This is a genomic window from Streptomyces sp. NBC_01571 (assembly GCF_026339875.1).
Classification (GTDB): domain Bacteria; phylum Actinomycetota; class Actinomycetes; order Streptomycetales; family Streptomycetaceae; genus Streptomyces.
The window spans coordinates 3,633,130-3,654,007 of sequence record NZ_JAPEPZ010000001.1 but is presented as its reverse complement, the minus strand read 5'-3'; the positions used below and the strand labels follow the sequence as shown (position 1 = coordinate 3,654,007).

The window sequence follows — 20,878 nt, the reverse complement described above, 5'->3', positions numbered from 1 at the left end:
GCCCCGTCGGATCGGCCAGGGCCCTCCGGGCTGCGCGGCCATCCGTGGTTCACCCTGTTCACCGTGGCCGTCGGCGTCATGATGGTCGCCCTGGACGGCACCATCGTCGCCATCGCCAACCCGGCCATCCAGAAGGACCTCGGCGCGAGCTTCGCCGACGTCCAGTGGATCACCAACGGATACTTCCTCGCACTCGCGGTCACCCTGATCACCGCGGGCAAGCTCGGCGACCGCTTCGGACACCGCCAGACCTTCCTGATCGGTGTGGTCGGCTTCGCCACGGCCTCCGGGGCCATCGGCCTGTCCGGCAGCATCGCCCTGGTGGTGACCTTCCGCGTCTTCCAGGGTCTGTTCGGCGCGCTGCTCATGCCGGCCGCGCTCGGCCTGCTGCGGGCCACCTTCCCGGCCGAGAAGCTGAACATGGCGATCGGTATCTGGGGCATGGTCATCGGCGCCTCCACCGCGGGCGGCCCGATCCTCGGCGGCCTGCTGGTCCAGCACGTGAGCTGGCAGTCGGTCTTCTTCATCAACGTCCCGGTCGGTGTCGCCGCGCTGGTCCTCGGCCTGCTGATCCTGACCGACCACCGCGCGCAGAACGCCCCGCGCTCCTTCGACATCCCCGGCATCGCTCTGCTCTCCGGCGCCATGTTCTGCCTGGTCTGGGCGCTCATCAAGGCCCCGGCGTGGGGCTGGGGCTCCGGCCTGACCTGGGCCTTCCTGGCCGCCTCGGTGCTCGGTTTCGCGCTCTTCGCCCTCTGGGAGACGCGGGTCGAGGAGCCGCTCATCCCGCTGGGGCTGTTCCGCTCCGTACCGCTGTCGGCGGGCGTGGTCCTCATGGTGCTGATGGCCATCGCATTCCTGGGCGGCCTGTTCTTCGTCACCTTCTACCTGCAGAACGTGCACGGCATGAGCCCGGTCGACGCCGGGCTGCACCTGCTCCCGCTCACCGGAATGATGATCGTGGGCTCCCCGCTGGCCGGTGCCCTGATCACCAAGACGGGCCCGCGCATCCCGCTCGCGGGCGGCATGGCCCTCACCGCGATCTCCATGTACGGCATGTCCACGCTGGACACGGGCACCAGCGGCGCCGTCATGTCGCTCTGGTTCGCCGGTCTCGGCCTGGGGCTCGCCCCGGTCATGGTCGGCGCCACCGAGGTCATCGTGGGCAACGCGCCGATGGAGCTCTCCGGTGTCGCCGGCGGTCTCCAGCAGGCCGCGATGCAGATCGGCGGCAGCCTCGGTACGGCGGTCCTGGGCGCCGTCATGGCCTCCAAGGTCGACGGCGACCTCGCGGGCAACTGGGCCGACGCCAAGCTTCCGCCGCTCACCCAGGCCCAGCTCGACCAGGCCTCGCAGGCCGTCCAGGTCGGCGCCGCGCCGGTGGCCAAGGGCACCCCGGCCCAGCTCGCGGAGAGGATCACGACCGTCGCCCACGACACGTTCGTCTCCGGCATGAGCCTGGCCTGCCTGGTCGCCGCCGTGGTGGCCCTGGTGGCGGTCTTCGTCGCGCTGCTCACCAAACGGGGCGAGAACGCGGACGCCGCGGGCGCGGGGGCCGGTCACATCTGACCGGCGTCTTCTTGTGCGGTGTCACCCGTCCGGGTGACACCGCACAAGATCCCGCCCGTTCGACGCGCGCCGCAGGTCACAGTGGGTCACGTCCTCCGCACGAACATGGAGGCGAACGGATCTGCGGCGCGCTGTCGGAGGGGGGCAGCGCGCCTGCAGTTCCCAGGGCGGGAGGGCGCCCCCGCGCGGGTCAGCGCGCAGGCTCCTCCGCCACCCCCGGCGCTGGGTGCCGGACAGCCACCCGGACGCCCGACAGTGCCGCGACCTCCGCGCGAAGCGCCCGCACCTCCTCCGTCAGCGCCTCGATCGCCGCCGTCTGCCGGCGCTCCTCCACGTCGTCCTTCTCGAAGCGCGAGATGAACCACGCCGCGATGTTGGCGGTGACGACACCGAGCAGGGCGATACCGGAGAGCATCAGACCGACGGCGAGGATACGGCCCATCCCGGTGGTCGGCGCGTGGTCCCCGTACCCCACCGTCGTCATCGTCGTGAACGACCACCACACCGCGTCACCCAGCGTCTTGATGTTCCCGTTCGGAGACTCCCGCTCCACCGACAGCACCGCTAGCGAACCGAACATGAGCAGCCCGATCACCGCGCCCCCGACATACGTCGTCAGCTGGATCTGCGAGGCCATCCGGGCCCGCCGCCCGACCAGAGTCAGAGTGGCGACCAGCCGCAGCAGCCGCAGCGGCTGAAGGATCGGCAGGATCACCGCGCACAGGTCCAGCCAGTGCGTACGGACGAACTCCTTGCGACGCCGGACGAGCAGGAGCCTCACGAGATAGTCGGCGGCGAACGACCCCCACACCGTCCACTCCACCACCGTGCACGCCACCGCCACGGCGGGACCGGCGTCACTGTCCACGATCGGCACGGCGTAGGCCACCGCGAACGCCACCGCGAGCGCCAGCAGGGGCCGTTGCGTGCGCTGCTCCCAACGGAGCTGTGCCGATAGCTCTTTCATACCCGCATCGTAGAAAGAAAGCCGGAGGGGCGGCGGAGCTCCGGGCTCCGCCGCCCCTCACACGACCGGTGTACGCGGGCCTACGCGTCGCCGCCCGCGACCCCGGGGTCGGCCGCCGCCACTTCGAGCAACTGGTAGCGGTCGATCGCCTGCTTCAGCACCGACCGGTCGACCTTGCCCTCACGGGCCAGCTCGGTCAGCACCGCGACCACGATCGACTGCGCGTCGATGTGGAAGAAGCGCCGCGCCGCCCCGCGGGTGTCCGCGAAGCCGAAGCCGTCCGCGCCCAGGGACTGGTACGTCCCCGGCACCCAGCGCGCGATCTGGTCGGGAACCGATCGCATCCAGTCGGACACGGCCACGAACGGTCCCTCGGAACCGCTCAGTTTCCGCGTCACATACGGCACGCGCTGCTCCTCCTCGGGATGCAGCAGATTGTGCCGTTCCACCTCGACGGCCTCGCGCCGCAGCTCGTTCCACGAGGTCGCCGACCAGACGTCCGCCCTGACGTTCCAGTCGGCGGCGAGGATCCGCTGCGCCTCCAGCGCCCACGGAACCGCGACGCCGGACGCCAGGATCTGCGCCGGGACCGAGCCCGAAGTGCCCTCGCTGAAGCGGTGGACGCCCTTGAGGATGCCCTCCACGTCGACGTTCGCCGGCTCCGCCGGGTGCTGGATCGGCTCGTTGTAGACGGTGAGGTAGTAGAAGACGTCCTCCGAGTCCGGACCGTACATCCGGCGCAGACCGTCCTTCACGATGTGCGCGATCTCGAAGCCGTACGCCGGGTCGTACGCGACACAGCCCGGGTTCGTCGAGGCGAGCAGCTGGGAGTGGCCGTCCGCGTGTTGCAGTCCCTCACCGGTCAGAGTCGTACGGCCGGCGGTCGCGCCGAGCACGAAACCGCGCGCCAGCTGATCCGCCATCTGCCAGAACTGGTCACCGGTGCGCTGGAAACCGAACATCGAGTAGAAGACGTAGACGGGGATCAGCGGCTCGCCGTGCGTGGCGTACGCCGAACCCGCCGCGATCAGCGAGGCGGTGCAGCCCGCCTCCGAGATGCCGTCGTGCAGCATCTGACCGGTCGGCGACTCCTTGTACGCGAGCAGCAGATCGCGGTCCACGGACTCGTACTGCTGACCGAGCGGGTTGTAGATCTTCGCGCTCGGGAAGAAGGAGTCCATGCCGAAGGTGCGGTACTCGTCGGGCGCGATCAGTACGAACCGCTTGCCGATCTCCTTGTCCCGCATGAGGTCCTTGAGGAGCCGTACGAACGCCATGGTCGTGGCGATCGACTGCTGGCCCGAACCCTTCTTCACACTCGCGTACGTCTTGTCGTCGGGCAGCTGCAGCGGCTTCGCGCGCACGACACGCGTCGGGACGTAGCCGCCGAGTCCCTTGCGCCGGTCGTGCATGTACTGGATCTCTTCGGAGTTGCGGCCCGGGTGGTAGTACGGCGGCGCGCCGTCCTCCAGCTCCTTGTCCGAGATCGGCAGGTGCAGCCGGTCGCGGAAGCCCTTGAGGTCGGCGACCGTCAGCTTCTTCATCTGGTGCGTGGCGTTGCGGCCCTCGAAGTTCGGCCCGAGCGTCCAGCCCTTGACCGTCTGCGCCAGGATCACCGTCGGCTGGCCCGCGTGCGCCTTGGCCGCCGAGAACGCCGCGTAGATCTTCTTGTGGTCGTGACCGCCACGGCCCAGGTGCAGGATCTGGGCGTCGGTCATGCCCTCGACCATGGCGCGCAGCCGGTGGTCGTCGCCGAAGAAGTGGTCGCGGATGTACGAACCGGTCTCGGTGGCGTACGTCTGGAACTGGCCGTCGGGCGTGGTGTTCAGCTTGTTGACGAGGATGCCGTCCCGGTCCTGCGCCAGCAGCGGGTCCCAACTGCGATCCCACACCAGCTTGATGACGTTCCATCCGGCGCCCCGGAACTGCGACTCCAGCTCCTGGATGATCTTGCCGTTGCCGCGCACCGGGCCGTCGAGACGCTGGAGGTTGCAGTTGACCACGAAGGTCAGGTTGTCGAGGCCCTCCCGAGCCGCGATGGACAACTGTCCGAGCGATTCCGGCTCGTCCATCTCGCCGTCCCCGAGGAACGCCCAGACGTGCGACGCGGAGGTGTCCGCGATGCCGCGCGCCTCCATGTAGCGGTTCATCCGCGCCTGGAAGATCGCGCCGAGCGGGCCGAGGCCCATCGAGACGGTCGGGAACTCCCAGAAGTCCGGCATCAGCCGCGGGTGCGGGTACGAGGACAGCCCGTACGGCGCCTTCGACTTCTCCTGGCGGAACGCGTCGAGCCGCTGCTCGCTCAGCCGGTCGAGCAGGAACGCCCGGGCGTAGATACCGGGGGACGCGTGACCCTGGAAGAAGATCTGGTCACCGCCGTCGCCCTCGTCCTTGCCGCGGAAGAAGTGGTTGAAGCCGACGTCGTAGAGCGAGGCGGAGGAGGCGAAGGTGGCGATGTGGCCACCGACGCCGATGCCCGGGCGCTGCGCCCTGGACACCATCACGGCCGCGTTCCAGCGGGTCGCGTTGAGGACCTTGCGCTCGATCTCCTCGTTGCCGGGGAAGAACGGCTCGTCCTTGGTGGCGATCGTGTTGACGTAGTCCGTGCTGCGCATCTCGGGCACGGCCACGCGCTTCTCGCGGGCCCTCTCGATGAGCCGCAGCATCAGGTAGCGGGCGCGTTCGCGGCCGCGCTCGTCGACGGCGGCGTCGAGCGAGTCGAGCCACTCCTGTGTCTCTTCGGGGTCGAAGTCCGGGACCTGACTGGGAAGGCCGCCAATGATGATCGGATTGCGATCGGATCCGGAAGCCACGCTGTTCCTTCGCTGTCAGAGGGCTGTCTGAAGGCTGCCCGGGGGGCTGAGTAAGGGGTTTCTGGGCGCTGTCTGGGGCGGATCAACGGTGTCTCGGCACCGCTCCCCAATCGTGTACCTCGGGAACGGAATCGTCATCTCTACCGATAGGTAACCGAGACATTGCCGCAGATCGCCGGGACGTGCCAGACCAAAACGCAACGATACGCTCACTCCGTGACGCGTTCCGCAAAGTCGTTCGGGTCTCGTACGCTCCAAGGGTTCCGAACTTCACAAATGGGGCAGAAAGGTGTGGTGTGCGTCACCTATGGCCGTGATTCACCGACTGGAGTTGCGCCGACACTGCCGGGATCGTCACCGTTTCGGCGGTCTCGACGGCCGGGTACTTGCGCGATCCGCCCCGCCCGTGTGGACTACGGCCAATGCTTCGCGCACGCGCGTGGCTGAGACATCTACCGAAACATGATCAGGAGGCAAGCCGTGAGCGCGACCGCGGACCACGCGGAGGAGCGGACCAACCCGGCCGGCAGGCTGGGGTTCGAGCCCGGACAGGTGGTCCAGGAGATCGGCTTCGACGACGACGTTGACCACGACCTCCGTGAAGGTATCGAATCGTTGATCGGCCAGGACCTGGTCGATGAGGACTACGACGACGTCGCAGACGTCGTACTGCTGTGGTTCCGCGACGAGGACGGCGACCTTACGGATGCCCTGGTGGACGCCATCGGTCTCCTTGAGGACGGCGGCATGATCTGGCTGCTGACCCCGAAGACCGGCCGGGACGGCTACGTCGAGCCCAGCGACATCAATGACGCCGCCCAGACCGCAGGCCTCTCCCAGACGAAGAGCATTTCCGTGGGGAAGGAGTGGTCGGGCACGCGTCTGGCCACGCCCAAGTCGAAGCGCTGAGCTGTCGCTCCGTCTGCCGCAGAGCATCCGTGTGTGCGAGGCCCCCGCCGGCGATCCGCCGGCGGGGGCCTCCGCCATGGGCCGTGCCGGGACGCCCGGACGCCCCTGCGTAGGGTGGTCGTCACCCGAACAGCCCCCTGGAAGGGAAGCGTGTGAGTATGGCGATCGAGGTCGGCACCGAGGCACCGGACTTCGAGCTCAAGGACAACCACGGCGCCACCGTGAAGCTGTCCGAATTCCGCGGCGAGAAGAACGTGGTGCTGCTCTTCTACCCGTTCGCGTTCACCGGTGTGTGCACCGGCGAGTTGTGCGCCCTGCGCGACGAACTGCCGAAGTTCGTCAACGACGACGTCCAGCTGCTGGCCGTCTCCAACGACTCCATCCACACCCTGCGCGTCTTCGCCGAGCAGGAGGGCCTGGACTACTCGCTGCTCTCCGACTTCTGGCCGCACGGCAACACTTCACGCGCGTACGGCGTCTTCGACGACGACAAGGGGTGTGCCGTGCGCGGCACCTTCATCATCGACAAGGCGGGCGTCGTCCGCTGGACCGTGGTCAACGGTCTGCCGGACGCGCGTGACCTGAACGAGTACGTGAAGGCGCTCGACACCCTGTGATTCTTCGGTCGCAGGGCCTGCAGGGTGCGGGAACCCGTCACTAGGATCGACACGTTGATCCGATACCAACGCACGACGGGGCTCCCCGCCCCCGGACACCAATGGGAGGACTCGTGGGAGTCAGCCTCAGCAAGGGCGGCAACGTATCGCTGACCAAGGAGGCCCCGGGACTGACCGCGGTCATCGTCGGTCTGGGATGGGACGCCCGTACGACGACCGGCGTCGACTTCGACCTCGACGCCAGCGCCATCCTCACGAACGCGGACGGCAAGGTCAGCTCCGACCAGAACTTCGTGTTCTTCAACAACCTGAAGAGCCCGGACGGCTCGGTCGAGCACACCGGCGACAACGTCACCGGTGAGGGCGAGGGCGACGACGAGCAGATCAAGGTGAATCTCGCCGCCGTCCCGGCCGACGTCCAGAAGATCGTGTTCCCGGTCTCGATCTACGACGCCGAGAACCGCCAGCAGTCCTTCGGCCAGGTCCGCAACGCGTTCATCCGCGTGGTGAACCAGGCCGGCGAGGCGGAGATCGCACGCTACGACCTCTCCGAGGACGCCTCCACGGAGACCGCCATGGTCTTCGGTGAGCTGTACCGCAACGGCGCGGAGTGGAAGTTCCGCGCCATCGGCCAGGGTTACGCCTCGGGCCTGCGCGGCATCGCGCAGGACTTCGGCGTCAACGTCTGAGCCGTGCTCCGGCGTCGAGCCCCCGGCCGTACGGCCCTGTCCCGGGCCCACGGCCTCCGGCTCCTCGGCCCGGCGTCGCACCTCCGCGGGTGCGGCGCCGGGCCTGCCCGATATCCGCGCGCCCGGTGTGCGACATCCGAGCGCCGGGGCGCCGCGCGCATGCCGTGCCGTGCCGGGGGAAGACACCTCCCGGACCCGGACCAAGCGGACGGGCCGGCCGGGAACGGCGGGGACACCGCCCGCAGGACTGAGTGAACGCTTCACCGGGGAGGAATCAGATCATGGGCGTCACGCTCGCCAAGGGAGGCAATGTCTCCCTCTCCAAGGCCGCACCGAACCTCACACACGTGATGATCGGTCTCGGCTGGGACGCGCGTTCCACCACCGGAGCCCCCTTCGACCTGGACGCCAGCGCGCTGCTGTGCAATTCCGGCCGGGTGCTCGGCGACGAGTGGTTCGTCTTCTACAACCAGCTCAAGAGCCCGGACGGCTCGGTGGAGCACACCGGCGACAACCTCACGGGTGAGGGCGAGGGCGACGACGAGTCGATCCTGATCGACCTCTCCAAGGTGCCGGCCAACGTCGACAAGATCGTCTTTCCGGTCTCCATCCACGAGGCCGACAACCGCGGCCAGACCTTCGGCCAGGTCAGCAACGCCTTCATCCGTGTGGTCAACCAGGCCGACGGCCAGGAGCTCGCCCGCTACGACCTCTCCGAGGACGCCTCCACGGAGACCGCGATGATCTTCGGCGAGGTCTATCGCTACAACAGCGAGTGGAAGTTCCGCGCGGTCGGCCAGGGGTACGCGTCGGGACTGCGCGGTATCGCCCTCGACTTCGGAGTCAATGTTTCCTAGGCCCACCTGCACCAGCCGAGGGCGGGCCTCTAGACTTCGTGGTCAACAGTAGGTAAAGCCGAGTACGGCGCGGGGGAGGCCCTCCCCCAAGCCGGCGCTTGGGGGTGCCCCCACCACACGATGATTGGGTAGCCAGTGCTTCTGAAAACCTTCGGCTGGTCGTTCGCGATTACCGCGATCGGTCTGGTCGCAGCGGCCTTCTACGGGGGGTGGACCGCCTTTGGCATCGTGGCGATCCTGGCCGTCCTGGAGATCTCGCTGTCCTTCGACAACGCGGTGGTCAACGCCGGAATCCTGAAGAAGATGAGTGCCTTCTGGCAGAAGATCTTCCTCACGGTCGGTGTGCTGATCGCCGTCTTCGGTATGCGTCTGGTCTTCCCCGTCGTCATCGTCGCCATCAGCGCCAAGATCGGCCCGATCGACGCCGTCGATCTCGCGTTGAACGACAAGGACAAGTACCAGCAGCTGGTGACCGACGCCCACCCGTCGATCGCCGCCTTCGGTGGCATGTTCCTGCTGATGATCTTCCTCGACTTCATCTTCGAGGACCGTGACATCCAGTGGCTGCGCTGGATCGAGCGCCCGCTGGCCAAGCTCGGCAAGGTCGACATGCTGTCGGTCTGCATCGCCCTGGTCGTCCTGCTGATCACCTCCTTCACCTTCGCGGTCCACGCCCACCAGCACGGCGGCGGCCACGCGGACAAGGCGCAGACGGTACTGATCTCCGGCATCGCCGGCCTGATCACGTACATGGTCGTCGGCGGACTCTCCGGCTACTTCGAGGACCGGCTCGAAGAGGAGGAGGAGCGCACCCACGAGGAAGAGGAGGAGGCCGAGCGGACGGGCAAGAAGAAGCCCGCCGTCGTCCTGGCCGGCCAGGCCGCCTTCTTCATGTTCCTCTACCTGGAAGTCCTGGACGCGTCGTTCTCCTTCGACGGCGTCATCGGCGCCTTCGCCATCACCAACGACATCGTGCTGATGGCGCTCGGCCTCGGCATCGGCGCCATGTACGTCCGATCGCTCACGGTCTACCTGGTCCGCCAGGGCACCCTCGACGACTACGTCTACCTGGAGCACGGCGCCCACTACGCGATCGGCGCCCTCGCCGTGATCCTGCTCGTCACCATCCAGTACCAGATCAACGAGGTCATCACCGGTCTCGTCGGTGTCGTCCTGATCGGCTGGTCCTTCTTGTCGTCGGTACGCCGCAACAAGGCGCTCGCGGCCGCCGAGGGAAAAGGCACGACCTCGGACGAGAAGGCTGAGGTCTCGTCCGGGGTCTGACGGACTCCCGTCTTCCGGAGTCCCGGTCCACCCGCTCGACACCGACGCGCCCCTTCGGCCCACTTGCCCCGGGGGCGGCGCCGCGCGGGTGTGAACCGGGGCCGGGTGAGGGAACGCTCTGAACGGGGCGGCTGTGGAGGACCAGTCCTCACGGCCGCCCCGCCGCATATCGAGGCAGCATGGGGGCGGGATCGGCAATGGGCTTCTGGGACGAGCTGTGGCGCGGACGCACGACGGACTTCGACTCCGGCAGCGCGGCCACCAACTCCATAGAACTGACCAAACGCAACCACACGGTCTCGCTCACCAAGCAGGGCGCGGCCACCGGCAACCTGCGCATCAACCTCTCCTGGCGGATGCGCACCTCCGACATCGGCGGCGGCCAGCAGTCCGGCAGTCTGCTGCGGCACCCCCTCAAGATCTTCAAACCGGACGTGGTCCAGGCGCACACCCAGAGCATGGTGAACGTCGACCTCGACCTCGGTGTCCTGTACGAGCTCACGGACGGCACCAAGGGCGTGGTGCAGCCGCTGGGCGGCCTCCTCGGTGAGATCAACGGCCCGCCGTTCGTGAAGCTCAGCGGCGACGACCGCTTCGGTTCCGGCTCCGGCGAGACGGCGTACGTCAACCTCGACCACCGCGACGACATCAAACGGCTGCTGGTCTTCGTCTACATCTACGACCAGACGCCCGCCTTCGACCGTACGCACGCCGTCATCACGCTCTACCCGAGCAACGGCCCGAGGATCGAGATCGGCCTCGACGAACGCCATCCACAGGCCCGGTCCTGCGCGGTCGTGATGATCGAGAACAACAAGGGCGAGATCACCGTGCGCCGCGAGGTGAAGTTCGTCTACGGCTTCCAGGCCGAACTCGACCGGCTGTACGGCTGGGGACTGCAGTGGGGGCGGGGGTACAAGTCCAAGGTCGGCCGCTGAGAACGCCTCGACCCGGCGCGCCCCCCGCCGGACGGATGGCCGCCCGGGCCGCGGAGCGCCGCCCCGGACGGCGCTCCCCGCGGTGCGGCTCAGCGACCGACGAACTGGGGACCCTGCGGCGGCAGCCGGAAATCCGGGTCGGGCAGCGTGCCGACCGCCTGCGGGAAGCCGTACGCCGGCGGAACGGCGGGCGCCGTCTGCGGCTGGGGATAGCCGTAGGCGGGCCGGCCCGCCGGCTGGGGATAGCCGTAGGCGGGCCGGCCGGGTGCCGTCTGCGGCTGCGGATAGCCGTAAGCGGGCTGCTGGGGCACCGGGGCGGGCTGTTCGGCAGGCAGCGGCACCGAGGTCTCCGGCGACGTCACCGGGACGGCCCAGTCCGCCGCCTCCGGTACGGTCCCGGTCGCTGCGGCGGCCTCCGGCTCCGACTCGTCCACCGTGATCCCGAAATCGGAGGCCAGTCCCTCCAGCCCGTTCGGGTAACCCTCACCGAGCGCCCGGAACTTCCAGCCGGCCCCGCGCCGGTACAGCTCGCCGCAGATCAGCGCCGTCTCCGTACCGGTCTCCGGCTTGACGTCGAAGTACGCCAGTGGTTCACCCTCGGCACCGGAGGCGTCGTACAGCAGAATGCGCAGGGAGCGTACGCGGTCGAAGGACACCCCGTCCGCCGATGCGACCAGCAGAATCTGTCCGACACCGGACTCGACACCGGCCAGATCTGTCTGGATCGTGTCGGAGAGGCCCTCGGCGACGCGCTTCTTGCCGAGCCGCCAGACCTTGCCCGAAGGATGACGTGGCTGGTTGTAGAAGACGAAGTCCTCGTCGGATCGCACACGACCGTCGGGACCGAGGAGCAGCGCCGAGGCGTCGACGTCCGGGACACCCTGCCCGGGCGTCCAGCGCAGCACGGCACGAACCGCTGTGGCGTCCAGCGGGATGTTCGACCCCTTCAGCATCGCGTGCGTCATGCGGTCATCCTGCCCTCTCGGTCCTGGTCACGACAACGCGGGGGTGAGGATTCCCCGTCGGAGCGTGAGGACAACCGACATGGCCGAGTTACCTGAACTTCACGCCCGGTGGGAACCCCTGACATGCATTTGTACGTACTATTACCGGCCACATCACGTAGATCCGACTAGCCGCCATAGGGGAGTCTCATGCGTCATTTCGGGCACATCGCCCCTGAAGAGCGGCAGCGCCTCTTCTATCGCGAGCCCTGCGCCTTCACCGCCGACTCCTCGCCCCGCCTGCTGGCGGCGGCCCTGGGAGCCACCCTCTACAGCCCCGCGACCCGACCCCACCTCGCCGACGACATCCTCAAGCAGGCCGCCCGCGGCGTGGTCTCCATGGTGCTGTGCCTGGAGGACTCGATCGACGACTCCGAGGTCGTGGGGGCGGAGCAGAACCTGGTCCGGCAGTTCGCCGACCTCGCCGCACGGCCCACGGCCGAGCTCCCGCTGCTCTTCGTTCGGGTGCGCGAGCCGGAGCAGATCCCGGACCTCGTACAGCGGCTCGGCGCGTCCGTGCGACTGCTGTCCGGATTCGTACTGCCGAAGTTCACCGAGGAGCGGGGTGTCCCGTTCCTGGAGGCCCTCACCGCGGCCGAGGCCGCGAGCGGGCGCCGGCTGTTCGCCATGCCGGTCCTCGAATCGCCCTGCCTGCTGTACCTGGAGAGCCGCCGGGAGACCCTGGCGGGCATCTCCCGGGTCGTCGACAAGTACCGCGAGCGCGTCCTCGCGCTGCGCCTGGGCGTCACCGACTTCTGCTCGGCGTACGGCCTGCGCAGAGCGCCGGACATGACCGCCTACGACGTGCAGATCGTCGCCTCCGTGATCGCCGACGTGGTGAACACGCTGGGCCGCGCGGACGGCACCGGCTTCACGGTGACCGGACCGGTCTGGGAGTACTTCCGGGTCCAGGAACGCATGTTCAAGCCGCAGCTGCGCCGCAGCCCCTTCCTGGAGGGCGAGGTCGAGGAGCTGCGCGAGGCCCTGATCGAGCACGACATGGACGGACTGCTGCGCGAGATCGCCCTCGACCGCGCCAACGGACTGCTCGGCAAGACCTGCATCCACCCCTCGCACGTCCCGGCCGTGCACGCCCTGTCCGTCGTCAGCCACGAGGAGTGGAGCGACGCGCAGGACATCCTGCGGCCCGAGCGCGGCGGCGGGGGCGTGCTGCGGTCGGCGTACACGAACAAGATGAACGAGGTGAAGCCGCACCGCGCCTGGGCCGAGCGCACTCTGGAGCGCGCCGAGGTGTTCGGCGTCGCCAACGAGGACATCGGCTTCGTGGAGCTGCTCGCCGCCGGGCTCCCGGCCTGACCGGGCCGCGCCGACACGTACGACCTCGCAGACTAAGGAATTGATGGACAACGTGGTGTGGACGGGGACCTGGGTCGCGGAGCGGCTCGGCGTCGAACTCGTCGGTGACGAGAAGCTGGGCGACCTGCTGGGACTCGCGCTGCGGCGCAACCCCCGGCGGGCGCATCTGCTGGTCTCGAACGTGCTGGGCAAGCACGTCCCGCAGTCGCCGTCCGTGGTGTACGGGTACGGGTTCGCGCTCGGCCGCCGGGTGCGGGAGCTGCTCGGCACCGAGGACGCCCGTGCGGCCGTCGTCCTCGGGTACGCGGAGACGGCCACCGGGCTCGGCCACTGCGTCGCCGACGGGGTGGCCCTCGCGCCCTACCTCCACTCGACCCGCCGCCCCGTCCCGGGCATCACCCCGGCGGGGGGTTTCGAGGAGTCGCACTCGCACGCCACGTCCCATCTGCTGCTGCCGCGGGACCCCCGTCTGCTGGCGGGGGACGGCCCGCTGGTCCTGGTCGACGACGAGTTCTCGACCGGCAACACCGTCCTCAACACCATCCGGGACCTGCACGCCCGCCATCCGCGCGAGCGGTACGTGATAGTGGCGCTGGTCGACATGCGGTCGGCCGCCGACCTGGGGCGGCTGGAGGACTTCGCCCGGGAGATCGGCGCGCGAGTGGACCTGGTCGTCGCCGCGAGCGGCACGGTGAGGCTTCCGGAGGGCGTACTGGAGAAGGGCCAGGCCCTGGTGGCGCAGTACGAGTCCGCCGACGCCGCCGGGTCCGCGCCGGGACGCGCACCGGCTCCGGGCGCGGCGTCCCCGCCGGGGCGCGCGCCCGCTCCGGGCCAGGTGTCCCGGTCTGGATCCGTACCGGCCTCAGCCGACGTGTCCGCCCCCGGACGCGCCCCGCGCCACCGTACGCACCCGGCCGCCACCCGGGTCGAGCTCGGCTGGCCGCGCGGCGTCCCCGACGGCGGCCGGCACGGCTTCACGCCCGGACACCGCGTCCGGCTGGACGGCGCCCTGCCCGCCATGGCCGCCCGGATCGCCGAGGCGCTGCCGGTCGGCGCCCGCCGCGTGCTGGTGCTCGGCTTCGAGGAGCTGATGTACGCGCCGCTGCGGCTGGCCAGGGAACTCGAGCAGGTCGTGGCCGCCGAGGTGCGCTACTCCACGACCACCAGGTCCCCGGTCCTCGCCCTCGACGACCCCGGCTACGCGATCCGCACCCGGCTCGTCTTCCCGGCCCACGACCACCCGGACGACGGCCCCGGTGAGCGCTACGCCTACAACGTCGCGGGCGCCGGCTTCGACGCCGTCGTGGCCGTCGTGGACTCCGCCGCCGACACCTGCGAGCTGCACGCCCCCGGCGGACTGCTGGCTCGGCTCGCGGACCACACCCCGAGCGTCCTGCTCGCCGTGGTCCCCTCGTACGTCCCCGCACGGCCGTCCACCGAAAGGCCCTCCATGCTGCCCGAGCCCCTCCGCGGCCCCGCCTTCTCCTCGTACGCGCCGGACGAGGTCGGCTGGCTGCTGCGGGACCTCTCGGACGTGACGCTGGAGGCACCCACGGAGGAGCGCGAGGAGGCGATCCAGAGCGGCGGCGCCCACTACGCGGAGTCGCTGCCGGTCGAGTACCAGCCGAGCGACCAGTACCAGGAACTGTTCCGCGCGGCCCTCGACATCTCGGCCGCCCGCATCGCCCAGGCCGTCGGTGCCGTCACCGAACTGGTGCTCGCCGAGCGCTCCCGCTCCCCGCTCGGCCCGGACACCTCCACCCCGCGGCCGGTGCTGGTGTCGCTGGCCCGCGCGGGAACCCCCGTCGGCGTCCTCATGCGCCGCTGGGCCCAGTACCGGCACGGCATCGACCTGCCGCACTACGCCGTCTCCATCGTCCGCGGCCGTGGCATCGACCCCAACGCGCTGCGCTGGCTCGCCGCCCACCACGACCCCGCCGACGTCGTGTTCGTCGACGGGTGGACGGGCAAGGGTGCGATCACCCGCGAACTCGCCCAGGCCATCGAGGAGTTCGAGACCGCCGAGGGCGTCACCGGCTTCGACCCGGAGATCGCCGTCCTCGCCGACCCGGGCTCCTGCGTACGGACGTACGGCACCCGTGAGGACTTCCTCATCCCGTCCGCCTGCCTCAACTCGACGGTGTCCGGGCTGATATCGCGGACCGTCCTGCGCTCCGACCTGGTCGGCGAACACGACTTCCACGGCGCGAAGTTCTACCGCGAACTCGCCGGCTCCGACGTCTCCGTCGAATTCCTGGACGCCGTCGCGGCCCACTTCCCCGACGTCGCCGAGGCGGCCTGCGCCCAGGGGAAGGAACTCCTCGCCGCCGACCGCACCCCCACCTGGGAGGGCTGGGCGGCCGTCGAGCGGATCAGCGAGGAGTACGAGATCCACGACGTGAACCTCGTCAAGCCGGGCGTCGGCGAGACCACCCGGGTGCTGCTGCGCCGGGTCCCCTGGAAGATCCTCGCCCGCGCGGGAGCCGGCGCCGACCTCGACCACGTACGGCTGCTCGCCGAGCAGCGCGGGGTGCCCGTCGAGGAGGTCGCCGAGCTCCCCTACACCTGCGTGGGGTTGATCCACCCCAAGTACACGCGCGGCGCGACCGGTGCCGACGGCAGGGCGGTGGCGCTCTGATGTCCGCGGCCAACACACTCGTCGCCAGCGACCTGGACCGTACGCTCATCTACTCCGCCGCCGCCCTCGGGCTGACCATGCCGGACGCACGGGCGCCCCGGCTGCTCTGCGTCGAGGTGCACGAGAGCAGGCCGCTGTCGTACATGACAGAGACGGCCGCCGCGCTGCTCTCGGAACTCGGCGACACGGCGGACTTCGTGCCCACCACGACCCGCACCCGCAAGCAGTACCAGCGCATCAACCTGCCGGGCCCCGCCCCGAAGTACGCGATCTGCGCCAACGGTGGACACCTGCTCGTCGACGGCGTGTCCGATCCGCAGTGGCACGCGCGGGTGACCGCGCGGATCGCCGCCGAGTGCGCTCCGCTGGCCGAGGTGCGCGCGCACCTGGAGGCCACCGCCGACCCGGCCTGGGTCCGCAAGCACCGGGTCGCCGAGGACCTGTTCGTCTATCTCGTCGTCGAGCGCGAGCTGCTGCCCGAGGAGTGGGTGAAGGATCTCGCCGTCTGGGCCGAGAACCGCGGCTGGACGGTCTCGCTCCAGGGCCGCAAGGTCTACGCCGTTCCGAAGCCGCTCACCAAGAGCGCGGCGATGCGGGAGATCGCCCGGCGCACCGGCACGACCCTGACCCTCGCCGCCGGCGACTCCCTCCTCGACGCCGACCTGCTGCTGGCCGCCGACCGGGGCTGGCGTCCGGGCCACGGCGAGCTGGCCGAGGCCGACTGGACCGGGCCCGCGGTCACGGCGCTCCCGGAGCGGGGCGTCGCGGCGGGCGAACGGATCCTGCGGGAGTTCATGGCCGCCTGCGGGCGACCGGGCCCGGTCTGAGAAGACGTCGGCGGGTCTCCCGGGGGCGGCGCTCCCGGGACCCGCCGGACGAACGTGAAGAGTTCCTGAGAAAGGGCGGCTCAGCCGCAGCAGCCGCCGCCGCAGCAACCGCCGCCCCCGCCTCCACCACCGCTCGTGCGCGGCGCCGGCGCCGCGCCGCCCGTCGCGACCGCGACGGTGGAGAGAAGTTTCACTGTGTCGTCGTGCCCGGCGGGGCAGGCCGCGGGGGCCGCGGAATCCGCCATGGGCCGGCTCAGTTCGAAGGTGTCGCCGCAGGTCCGGCAGCGGTACTCGTAGCGAGGCATGTGCCCAGGTTAGCGGGCCGGTGGCGACGATCGCAGTGTTCCGTGACCCGGCTTTCGGGTGGGATCGGCGGGGACCGGAAACAGACAGTTCACGGTCGCGGGCGGCAGGCCGACTTGAGCTCCGGAACATCTCTGTCTCGTTCCTGAGCGAAGAGATCGTATTAGTCGCTGATAATTTAAGAGGGCCGCGACGAGCCGCAAGGTCGGGGAGGGGGGCTCGCAGCCGCATGTGCGGCCGCTGCATCTGCCCGCGCGCGCAATTCCGAAGTGCGGAGGGAGACGCAGTCGTGACCGAGGCATGGCATCGCATGGATGTCCCGCATCCTCTGGGCCGTCCACGCGCCGGAGCCCGCCATGGCTGAACCGGAGGACGACGGCCGCACGGGCCGCCGCGAGGCCGCGCCGAAGGACGCCGCGGGCCGGCGTACGGGGAACGAGACCGCTGCCGAGGAGACCACCCAACTACGTATACCGCCGCGCACCGGCCTCCCCGCGGAGGAGACGACCCAGTTTCGTATACCGCCGCGCGCGGACGGTCCCGCGGAGGAGACGACCCAGTTTCGTATACCGCCGCGCGCGGACGGTCCCGCGGAGGAGACCACCCAGTTTCGTATACCGCCGCGCGCGGACGGTCCCGCGGAGGAGACCACCCAGCTCCGTATACCGCCGCGCGCCGAGGTTCCCGACGGCACTCCCGACGAGGAGCCCGCGGCCGCGGAGGAGGACACAGAACAAGCCGACAGAGGGGCGAGTTCACGCCATCGTGGCTCGCGTCGTCGGCCCGTGCAGTCCTCCGTCCTCGCCGGGCGGCTCGCACCTCTCGCCCGCCGTCTGAAACCGCAGTACCCCCGGCCGGGCCGTACCGGCTGGCGGCGCTGGGTGCCCTCGTGGCGGCAGTGGCTGGCGGCATGGGGCCTGGCCATCGGCCTGAGCACCTCCCTGCTGGCCATCGCGTACGCCGCCACGGACATCCCCAAGAACCTGAACACCTATGCCACCCAGCAGGACAACGTCTACTTCTGGTCGGACGGAACGCCCATGGCCCGCACCGGGTGGGTGCAGCGGCAGGCGATGCCGCTGAAGGACATCCCCGAGCAGGTGCGCTGGGCGGTGCTGGCGGCGGAGAACGAGAGCTTCTACTCCGACCCGGGCATCTCCCTCAAGGGCATCAGCCGCGCCCTGGTGCGCACGGTGGGCCAGGGGGACACCCAGGGCGGCTCGACGATCACCCAGCAGTACGTCAAGAACGTCTATCTGACCCAGAACCAGACGGTGACCCGCAAGTTCACCGAGGCCATGATCTCCCTGAAGCTCGACAACAGGATGAGCAAGGACAAGATCCTGGAGGGCTACCTCAACACCAGCTGGTTCGGCCGCGGCACCTACGGCCTCCAGCGCGCCTCCCAGGCCTACTACGGCAAGGACGTGAGCCGGCTCAACGCGAGCGAGGGAGCCTTCCTCGCCTCGCTCCTCAAGGGCGCGGGCCTCTACGACCCCACGCTGAGCCAGAAGAACCACGACCGGGCCGTGGAACGCTGGTCCTGGATCCTCGACCGCATGGTCAAGATCGGCCAGCTGTCGCCCGCCGAGCGCGCCAACTACACGAAGTTCCCCGAGCCGCTCAAGCAGGGCCGGGTCTACGACACCGGCAAGCAGAGCGACTACCTGGTGGAGCTGGCCACCCAGTACGCCAAGAAGGCCGGCCACATCTCCGACAAGGAGTTCGACCTGGGCGGCTACCAGATCTACACGACCTTCGACCGCAAGCGGGAGACCGCGCTCACCGACGCCGTCACCAAGGCCCGCGACAAGGCGCGCAAGGACGACGCCGACACGGCGAAGACCGCGCACTACGGGGCCGCCTCGGTGGCCACCGACGGCCGGATACTCGCCGTCTACGGCGGCCCGGACCACCGGACGCAGGGCTACAACGAGTCCAACGCGACGACCGTCCCGGCCGGCTCGGCCTTCCTGCCGTTCGTCTACGCCGCCGGGCTCCAGCACGGTGTGCACAAGACCCGCGACAGCACGGCGACACCGGTCTCGCCCGAGTCCCTCTACGACGCCGACGACGGCGTCCCCGTCTCCACACCCGAGGGCCCCTACTGGGACCGCAGCGGCAAGAAGGTCGCCGCCCACAACGACGGCAACAAGTCCTGGGGGCGGATCAGCCTGCGCAAGGCGCTGGCCGAGTCCGTGAACGTGCCGTTCATGCAACTCGGCATGGACACCGGACTGGACAGGGTGCGGCAGACCGCCGAGGCGAGCGGACTGCTCTCCTCCAGCCTGGGACCGCAGGTGCCCGCGCTGTCGCTGGGCAGCTCCACACCGAGCGCGATCCGGATGGCGAACTCCTACGCCACCTTCGCCGCGGACGGGTCGCACACCGAGCCGTACTCCGTGCGACGCGTCACCCGCAACGGCTCCTCGGTCGCCCTGGCCACGCCCCGGCCCCGCCGCGCGGTACGCCCCGAGGTGGCCGGCCAGGTCACCGAGGCGCTCACGGACGCCTTCCGCGGCGCGCACCCCGCCGCGGCCCAGTCCGCGCCGCAGACGGCCGGCAAGGCCGGCACCACACAGGACGACAAGGCCGCCTGGTACGTGGGCACGAACCGGTCCGTGTCGACGGCGATCGTCCTCTACCGCCTGGACCTGACCAAGAGTCTCGAACCGCTGCCGCTCAAGGGGATCGCAGGCACCCCCGACGACGATGTCCCGTACGGCATCTGGGCCGGCGCCATGAGCCCGCTCGGCTGACCACGACGGCCGAGAAGCCGTCCCTCGCTCCGTCCGCCCCCTTCCCAGAATGTGCCCCGTATGAACTCGAAGCACAGCAGGCGCCGCCGCCGCGAGCCCGCTCCCGGTTCCGCTGCCACGTCCGCCCGCCAGAGTTTCGTGGCGATGACGGCCTTCCTCGTCGTGGCCACCTCGACGGCCACCTTCCTGGCCCTGCGGGGCTCCGACAGCACCACTCCGGCCGCGTCCGCCGGACGCGGCTCCAGCGCCGCCCCGAAGGCGCCCAAGGAGCCCGTGTGGGACGGGAGGACCAAGGTGCTCGGGGACGGCTCCACGTCCTACAGCGGCCCGCAGAAGGGCGAGTTGAAGCCCGTGCCGCTCAAGCCGGGTGAGAAGCCGCCCCAGTTCGTCGTCTTCTCCTGGGACGGCGCCCTGCAGGGCGACGACAAGCTCTTCTCGCACTACACGGAGATGGCCAAGGAATACAACGCCCACATGACGTTCTTCCTGACCGGCATCTATCTGCTGCCCAAGGCCAAGAAGACGCTCTACGAGCCGCCGATGCACTCGCCGGGCTCCGCCGCGATCAGCTATCCCACCGACGAGCACATCCGCACCACGGTGGAGCAGCTCGGCGAGGCGTGGAAGGAGGGCAACGAGATCGGCACCCACTTCAACGGCCACTTCTGCGGCGACAAGGGCGGCGGGGACTGGAGCGTGGCGGAGTGGGAGAGCGAGATCGACCAGTTCTTCTCCTTCGTGGAGAAGTGGAAGACCAACACCGGCTACAACGACCTGCCGGCCCTGCCCTTCGACCCCACGCGCGAGGTCAACGGCGGCCGCGCGCCGTGCCTGGAGGGGCAGCAGAACCTGCTCAAGGCCATGAAGGCCACCGCCAAGAAGTACAAGTGGCGCTACGACGCCAGCTCGGCCGGCGATTTCCAGATATGGCCCGCCAAGAAGGAGGGCGTCTGGGACTTCCCGCTCCAGATGCTTCCCTACGAGGGCGGCAAGTACCAGGGCCTGTCCATGGACTTCAACTTCCTCTACAACCAGTCCGAGGGCGAGACCACCGGCGACCCGGCGAAGTACCCGGAGTGGGAACAGGAGACCGTGAAGTCGTACATGGCGGGCTTCGACCGCGTGTACTACGGCAGTCGGGCGCCGCTCTTCATCGGCAACCACTTCGAGGACTGGAACGGTGGCATCTACATGAAGTCCATCGATCAGGTCGTCAAGAACGTCTGCACCAAGAAGGGCGTTCGCTGTGTGTCCTTCCGGGAACTGGCCGACTGGCTCGACGTCCAGAAGCCGGCGACGCTGGAGCGGTTGCGCAGCCTGGACCCCGCGCAGTCGCCGGACTGGTCGACAGTGGTGAAGTAACCGAGGGTCCGGTCAACTTACCTAT

The 20,878-nt window shown here is 69.6% G+C and carries 16 protein-coding genes; 12 read left to right on the top strand and 4 right to left on the bottom strand.

The genetic code is table 11. The features are described 5' to 3' along the window. The first annotated feature begins 78 nt into the window (after positions 1-78). A complete protein-coding gene (locus OHB41_RS16475; protein WP_526025045.1) occupies positions 79-1,569 on the top strand; it encodes an MFS transporter in 1,491 nt (496 codons plus the stop codon). Between the two features lie 190 nt (positions 1,570-1,759). Here OHB41_RS16475 and OHB41_RS16470 read toward each other — a convergent pair whose 3' ends face one another. Next, positions 1,760-2,536 carry a potassium channel family protein gene (locus OHB41_RS16470; RefSeq protein WP_266698953.1) on the bottom strand — a complete coding sequence of 259 codons (777 nt, stop codon included), beginning with the start codon at positions 2,534-2,536 and terminating at the stop codon, positions 1,760-1,762. A gap of 80 nt (positions 2,537-2,616) precedes the next feature. Continuing rightward, positions 2,617-5,349, bottom strand: a complete 2,733-nt coding sequence (gene aceE, locus OHB41_RS16465; protein WP_266698952.1) for a pyruvate dehydrogenase (acetyl-transferring), homodimeric type — start codon at positions 5,347-5,349, stop codon at positions 2,617-2,619. A 480-nt stretch (positions 5,350-5,829) separates the two neighbouring features. Here aceE and OHB41_RS16460 point away from each other — a divergent pair, with 480 nt between their 5' ends. The 6 genes from OHB41_RS16460 to OHB41_RS16435 all read left to right on the top strand — a co-directional run bounded on the left by OHB41_RS16460 (position 5,830) and on the right by OHB41_RS16435 (position 10,643). Then, the gene (locus tag OHB41_RS16460) at positions 5,830-6,258 is read left to right on the top strand and encodes a DUF3052 domain-containing protein (protein WP_153290793.1); all 429 of its coding nucleotides are present in this window, start codon (positions 5,830-5,832) and stop codon (positions 6,256-6,258) included. 158 nt (positions 6,259-6,416) lie between these two features. Beyond that, positions 6,417-6,875 (top strand): peroxiredoxin, encoded by a 459-nt coding sequence (locus tag OHB41_RS16455; protein WP_266705906.1) that lies wholly within the window; start codon positions 6,417-6,419, stop codon positions 6,873-6,875. 113 nt (positions 6,876-6,988) lie between these two features. After that, positions 6,989-7,564 (top strand): TerD family protein, encoded by a 576-nt coding sequence (locus tag OHB41_RS16450; RefSeq protein WP_266698950.1) that lies wholly within the window; start codon positions 6,989-6,991, stop codon positions 7,562-7,564. 281 nt (positions 7,565-7,845) lie between these two features. Beyond that, positions 7,846-8,421 (top strand): TerD family protein, encoded by a 576-nt coding sequence (locus tag OHB41_RS16445; protein WP_148013792.1) that lies wholly within the window; start codon positions 7,846-7,848, stop codon positions 8,419-8,421. Positions 8,422-8,556: 135 nt separating this feature from the next. Continuing rightward, the gene (locus OHB41_RS16440; protein ID WP_266698948.1) at positions 8,557-9,705 is read left to right on the top strand and encodes a DUF475 domain-containing protein; all 1,149 of its coding nucleotides are present in this window, start codon (positions 8,557-8,559) and stop codon (positions 9,703-9,705) included. 197 nt (positions 9,706-9,902) lie between these two features. Continuing rightward, positions 9,903-10,643 (top strand): TerD family protein, encoded by a 741-nt coding sequence (locus OHB41_RS16435; RefSeq protein WP_266705904.1) that lies wholly within the window; start codon positions 9,903-9,905, stop codon positions 10,641-10,643. Between the two features lie 89 nt (positions 10,644-10,732). Here the strand turns inward: OHB41_RS16435 and OHB41_RS16430 are convergent, their stop codons facing one another. Further along, entirely contained in the window at positions 10,733-11,608 is an 876-nt protein-coding gene (locus tag OHB41_RS16430) for a TerD family protein (protein ID WP_266698947.1), read from the bottom strand. Positions 11,609-11,797: 189 nt separating this feature from the next. On the opposite strand from OHB41_RS16430, the gene OHB41_RS16425 reads away from it, so the two are divergent. Genes OHB41_RS16425 through OHB41_RS16415 form a run of 3 tightly spaced genes read left to right on the top strand, consistent with a single transcriptional unit; the run spans position 11,798 to position 16,429 of the window. After that, positions 11,798-12,964, top strand: a complete 1,167-nt coding sequence (locus OHB41_RS16425) for an HpcH/HpaI aldolase/citrate lyase family protein (RefSeq protein WP_266698946.1) — start codon at positions 11,798-11,800, stop codon at positions 12,962-12,964. Between the two features lie 43 nt (positions 12,965-13,007). Further along, entirely contained in the window at positions 13,008-15,602 is a 2,595-nt protein-coding gene (locus OHB41_RS16420) for a phosphoribosyltransferase (RefSeq protein ID WP_266698944.1), read from the top strand. Beyond that, on the top strand, positions 15,602-16,429 hold the full coding sequence (locus tag OHB41_RS16415) for an HAD family hydrolase (protein WP_266698943.1): 828 nt from the start codon (positions 15,602-15,604) through the stop codon (positions 16,427-16,429). The genes OHB41_RS16420 and OHB41_RS16415 overlap by 1 nt, the downstream gene beginning before the upstream one ends. An 80-nt stretch (positions 16,430-16,509) precedes the next feature. Here OHB41_RS16415 and OHB41_RS16410 read toward each other — a convergent pair whose 3' ends face one another. Further along, positions 16,510-16,734: an FmdB family zinc ribbon protein gene (locus tag OHB41_RS16410; protein ID WP_266698941.1), complete on the bottom strand. Its 225-nt coding sequence runs from the start codon at positions 16,732-16,734 to the stop codon at positions 16,510-16,512. A 354-nt stretch (positions 16,735-17,088) separates the two neighbouring features. Between OHB41_RS16410 and OHB41_RS16405 the strand changes: the two genes are divergently transcribed. Together OHB41_RS16405 and OHB41_RS16400 are read left to right on the top strand one after the other, a co-directional pair. Continuing rightward, complete coding sequence (locus tag OHB41_RS16405; RefSeq protein ID WP_266698940.1) at positions 17,089-19,491, top strand: transglycosylase domain-containing protein; 2,403 nt, start codon at positions 17,089-17,091, stop codon at positions 19,489-19,491. Between the two features lie 60 nt (positions 19,492-19,551). Continuing rightward, the gene (locus OHB41_RS16400) at positions 19,552-20,853 is read left to right on the top strand and encodes a polysaccharide deacetylase family protein (RefSeq protein WP_266698938.1); all 1,302 of its coding nucleotides are present in this window, start codon (positions 19,552-19,554) and stop codon (positions 20,851-20,853) included. Positions 20,854-20,878: the final 25 nt, after the last annotated feature.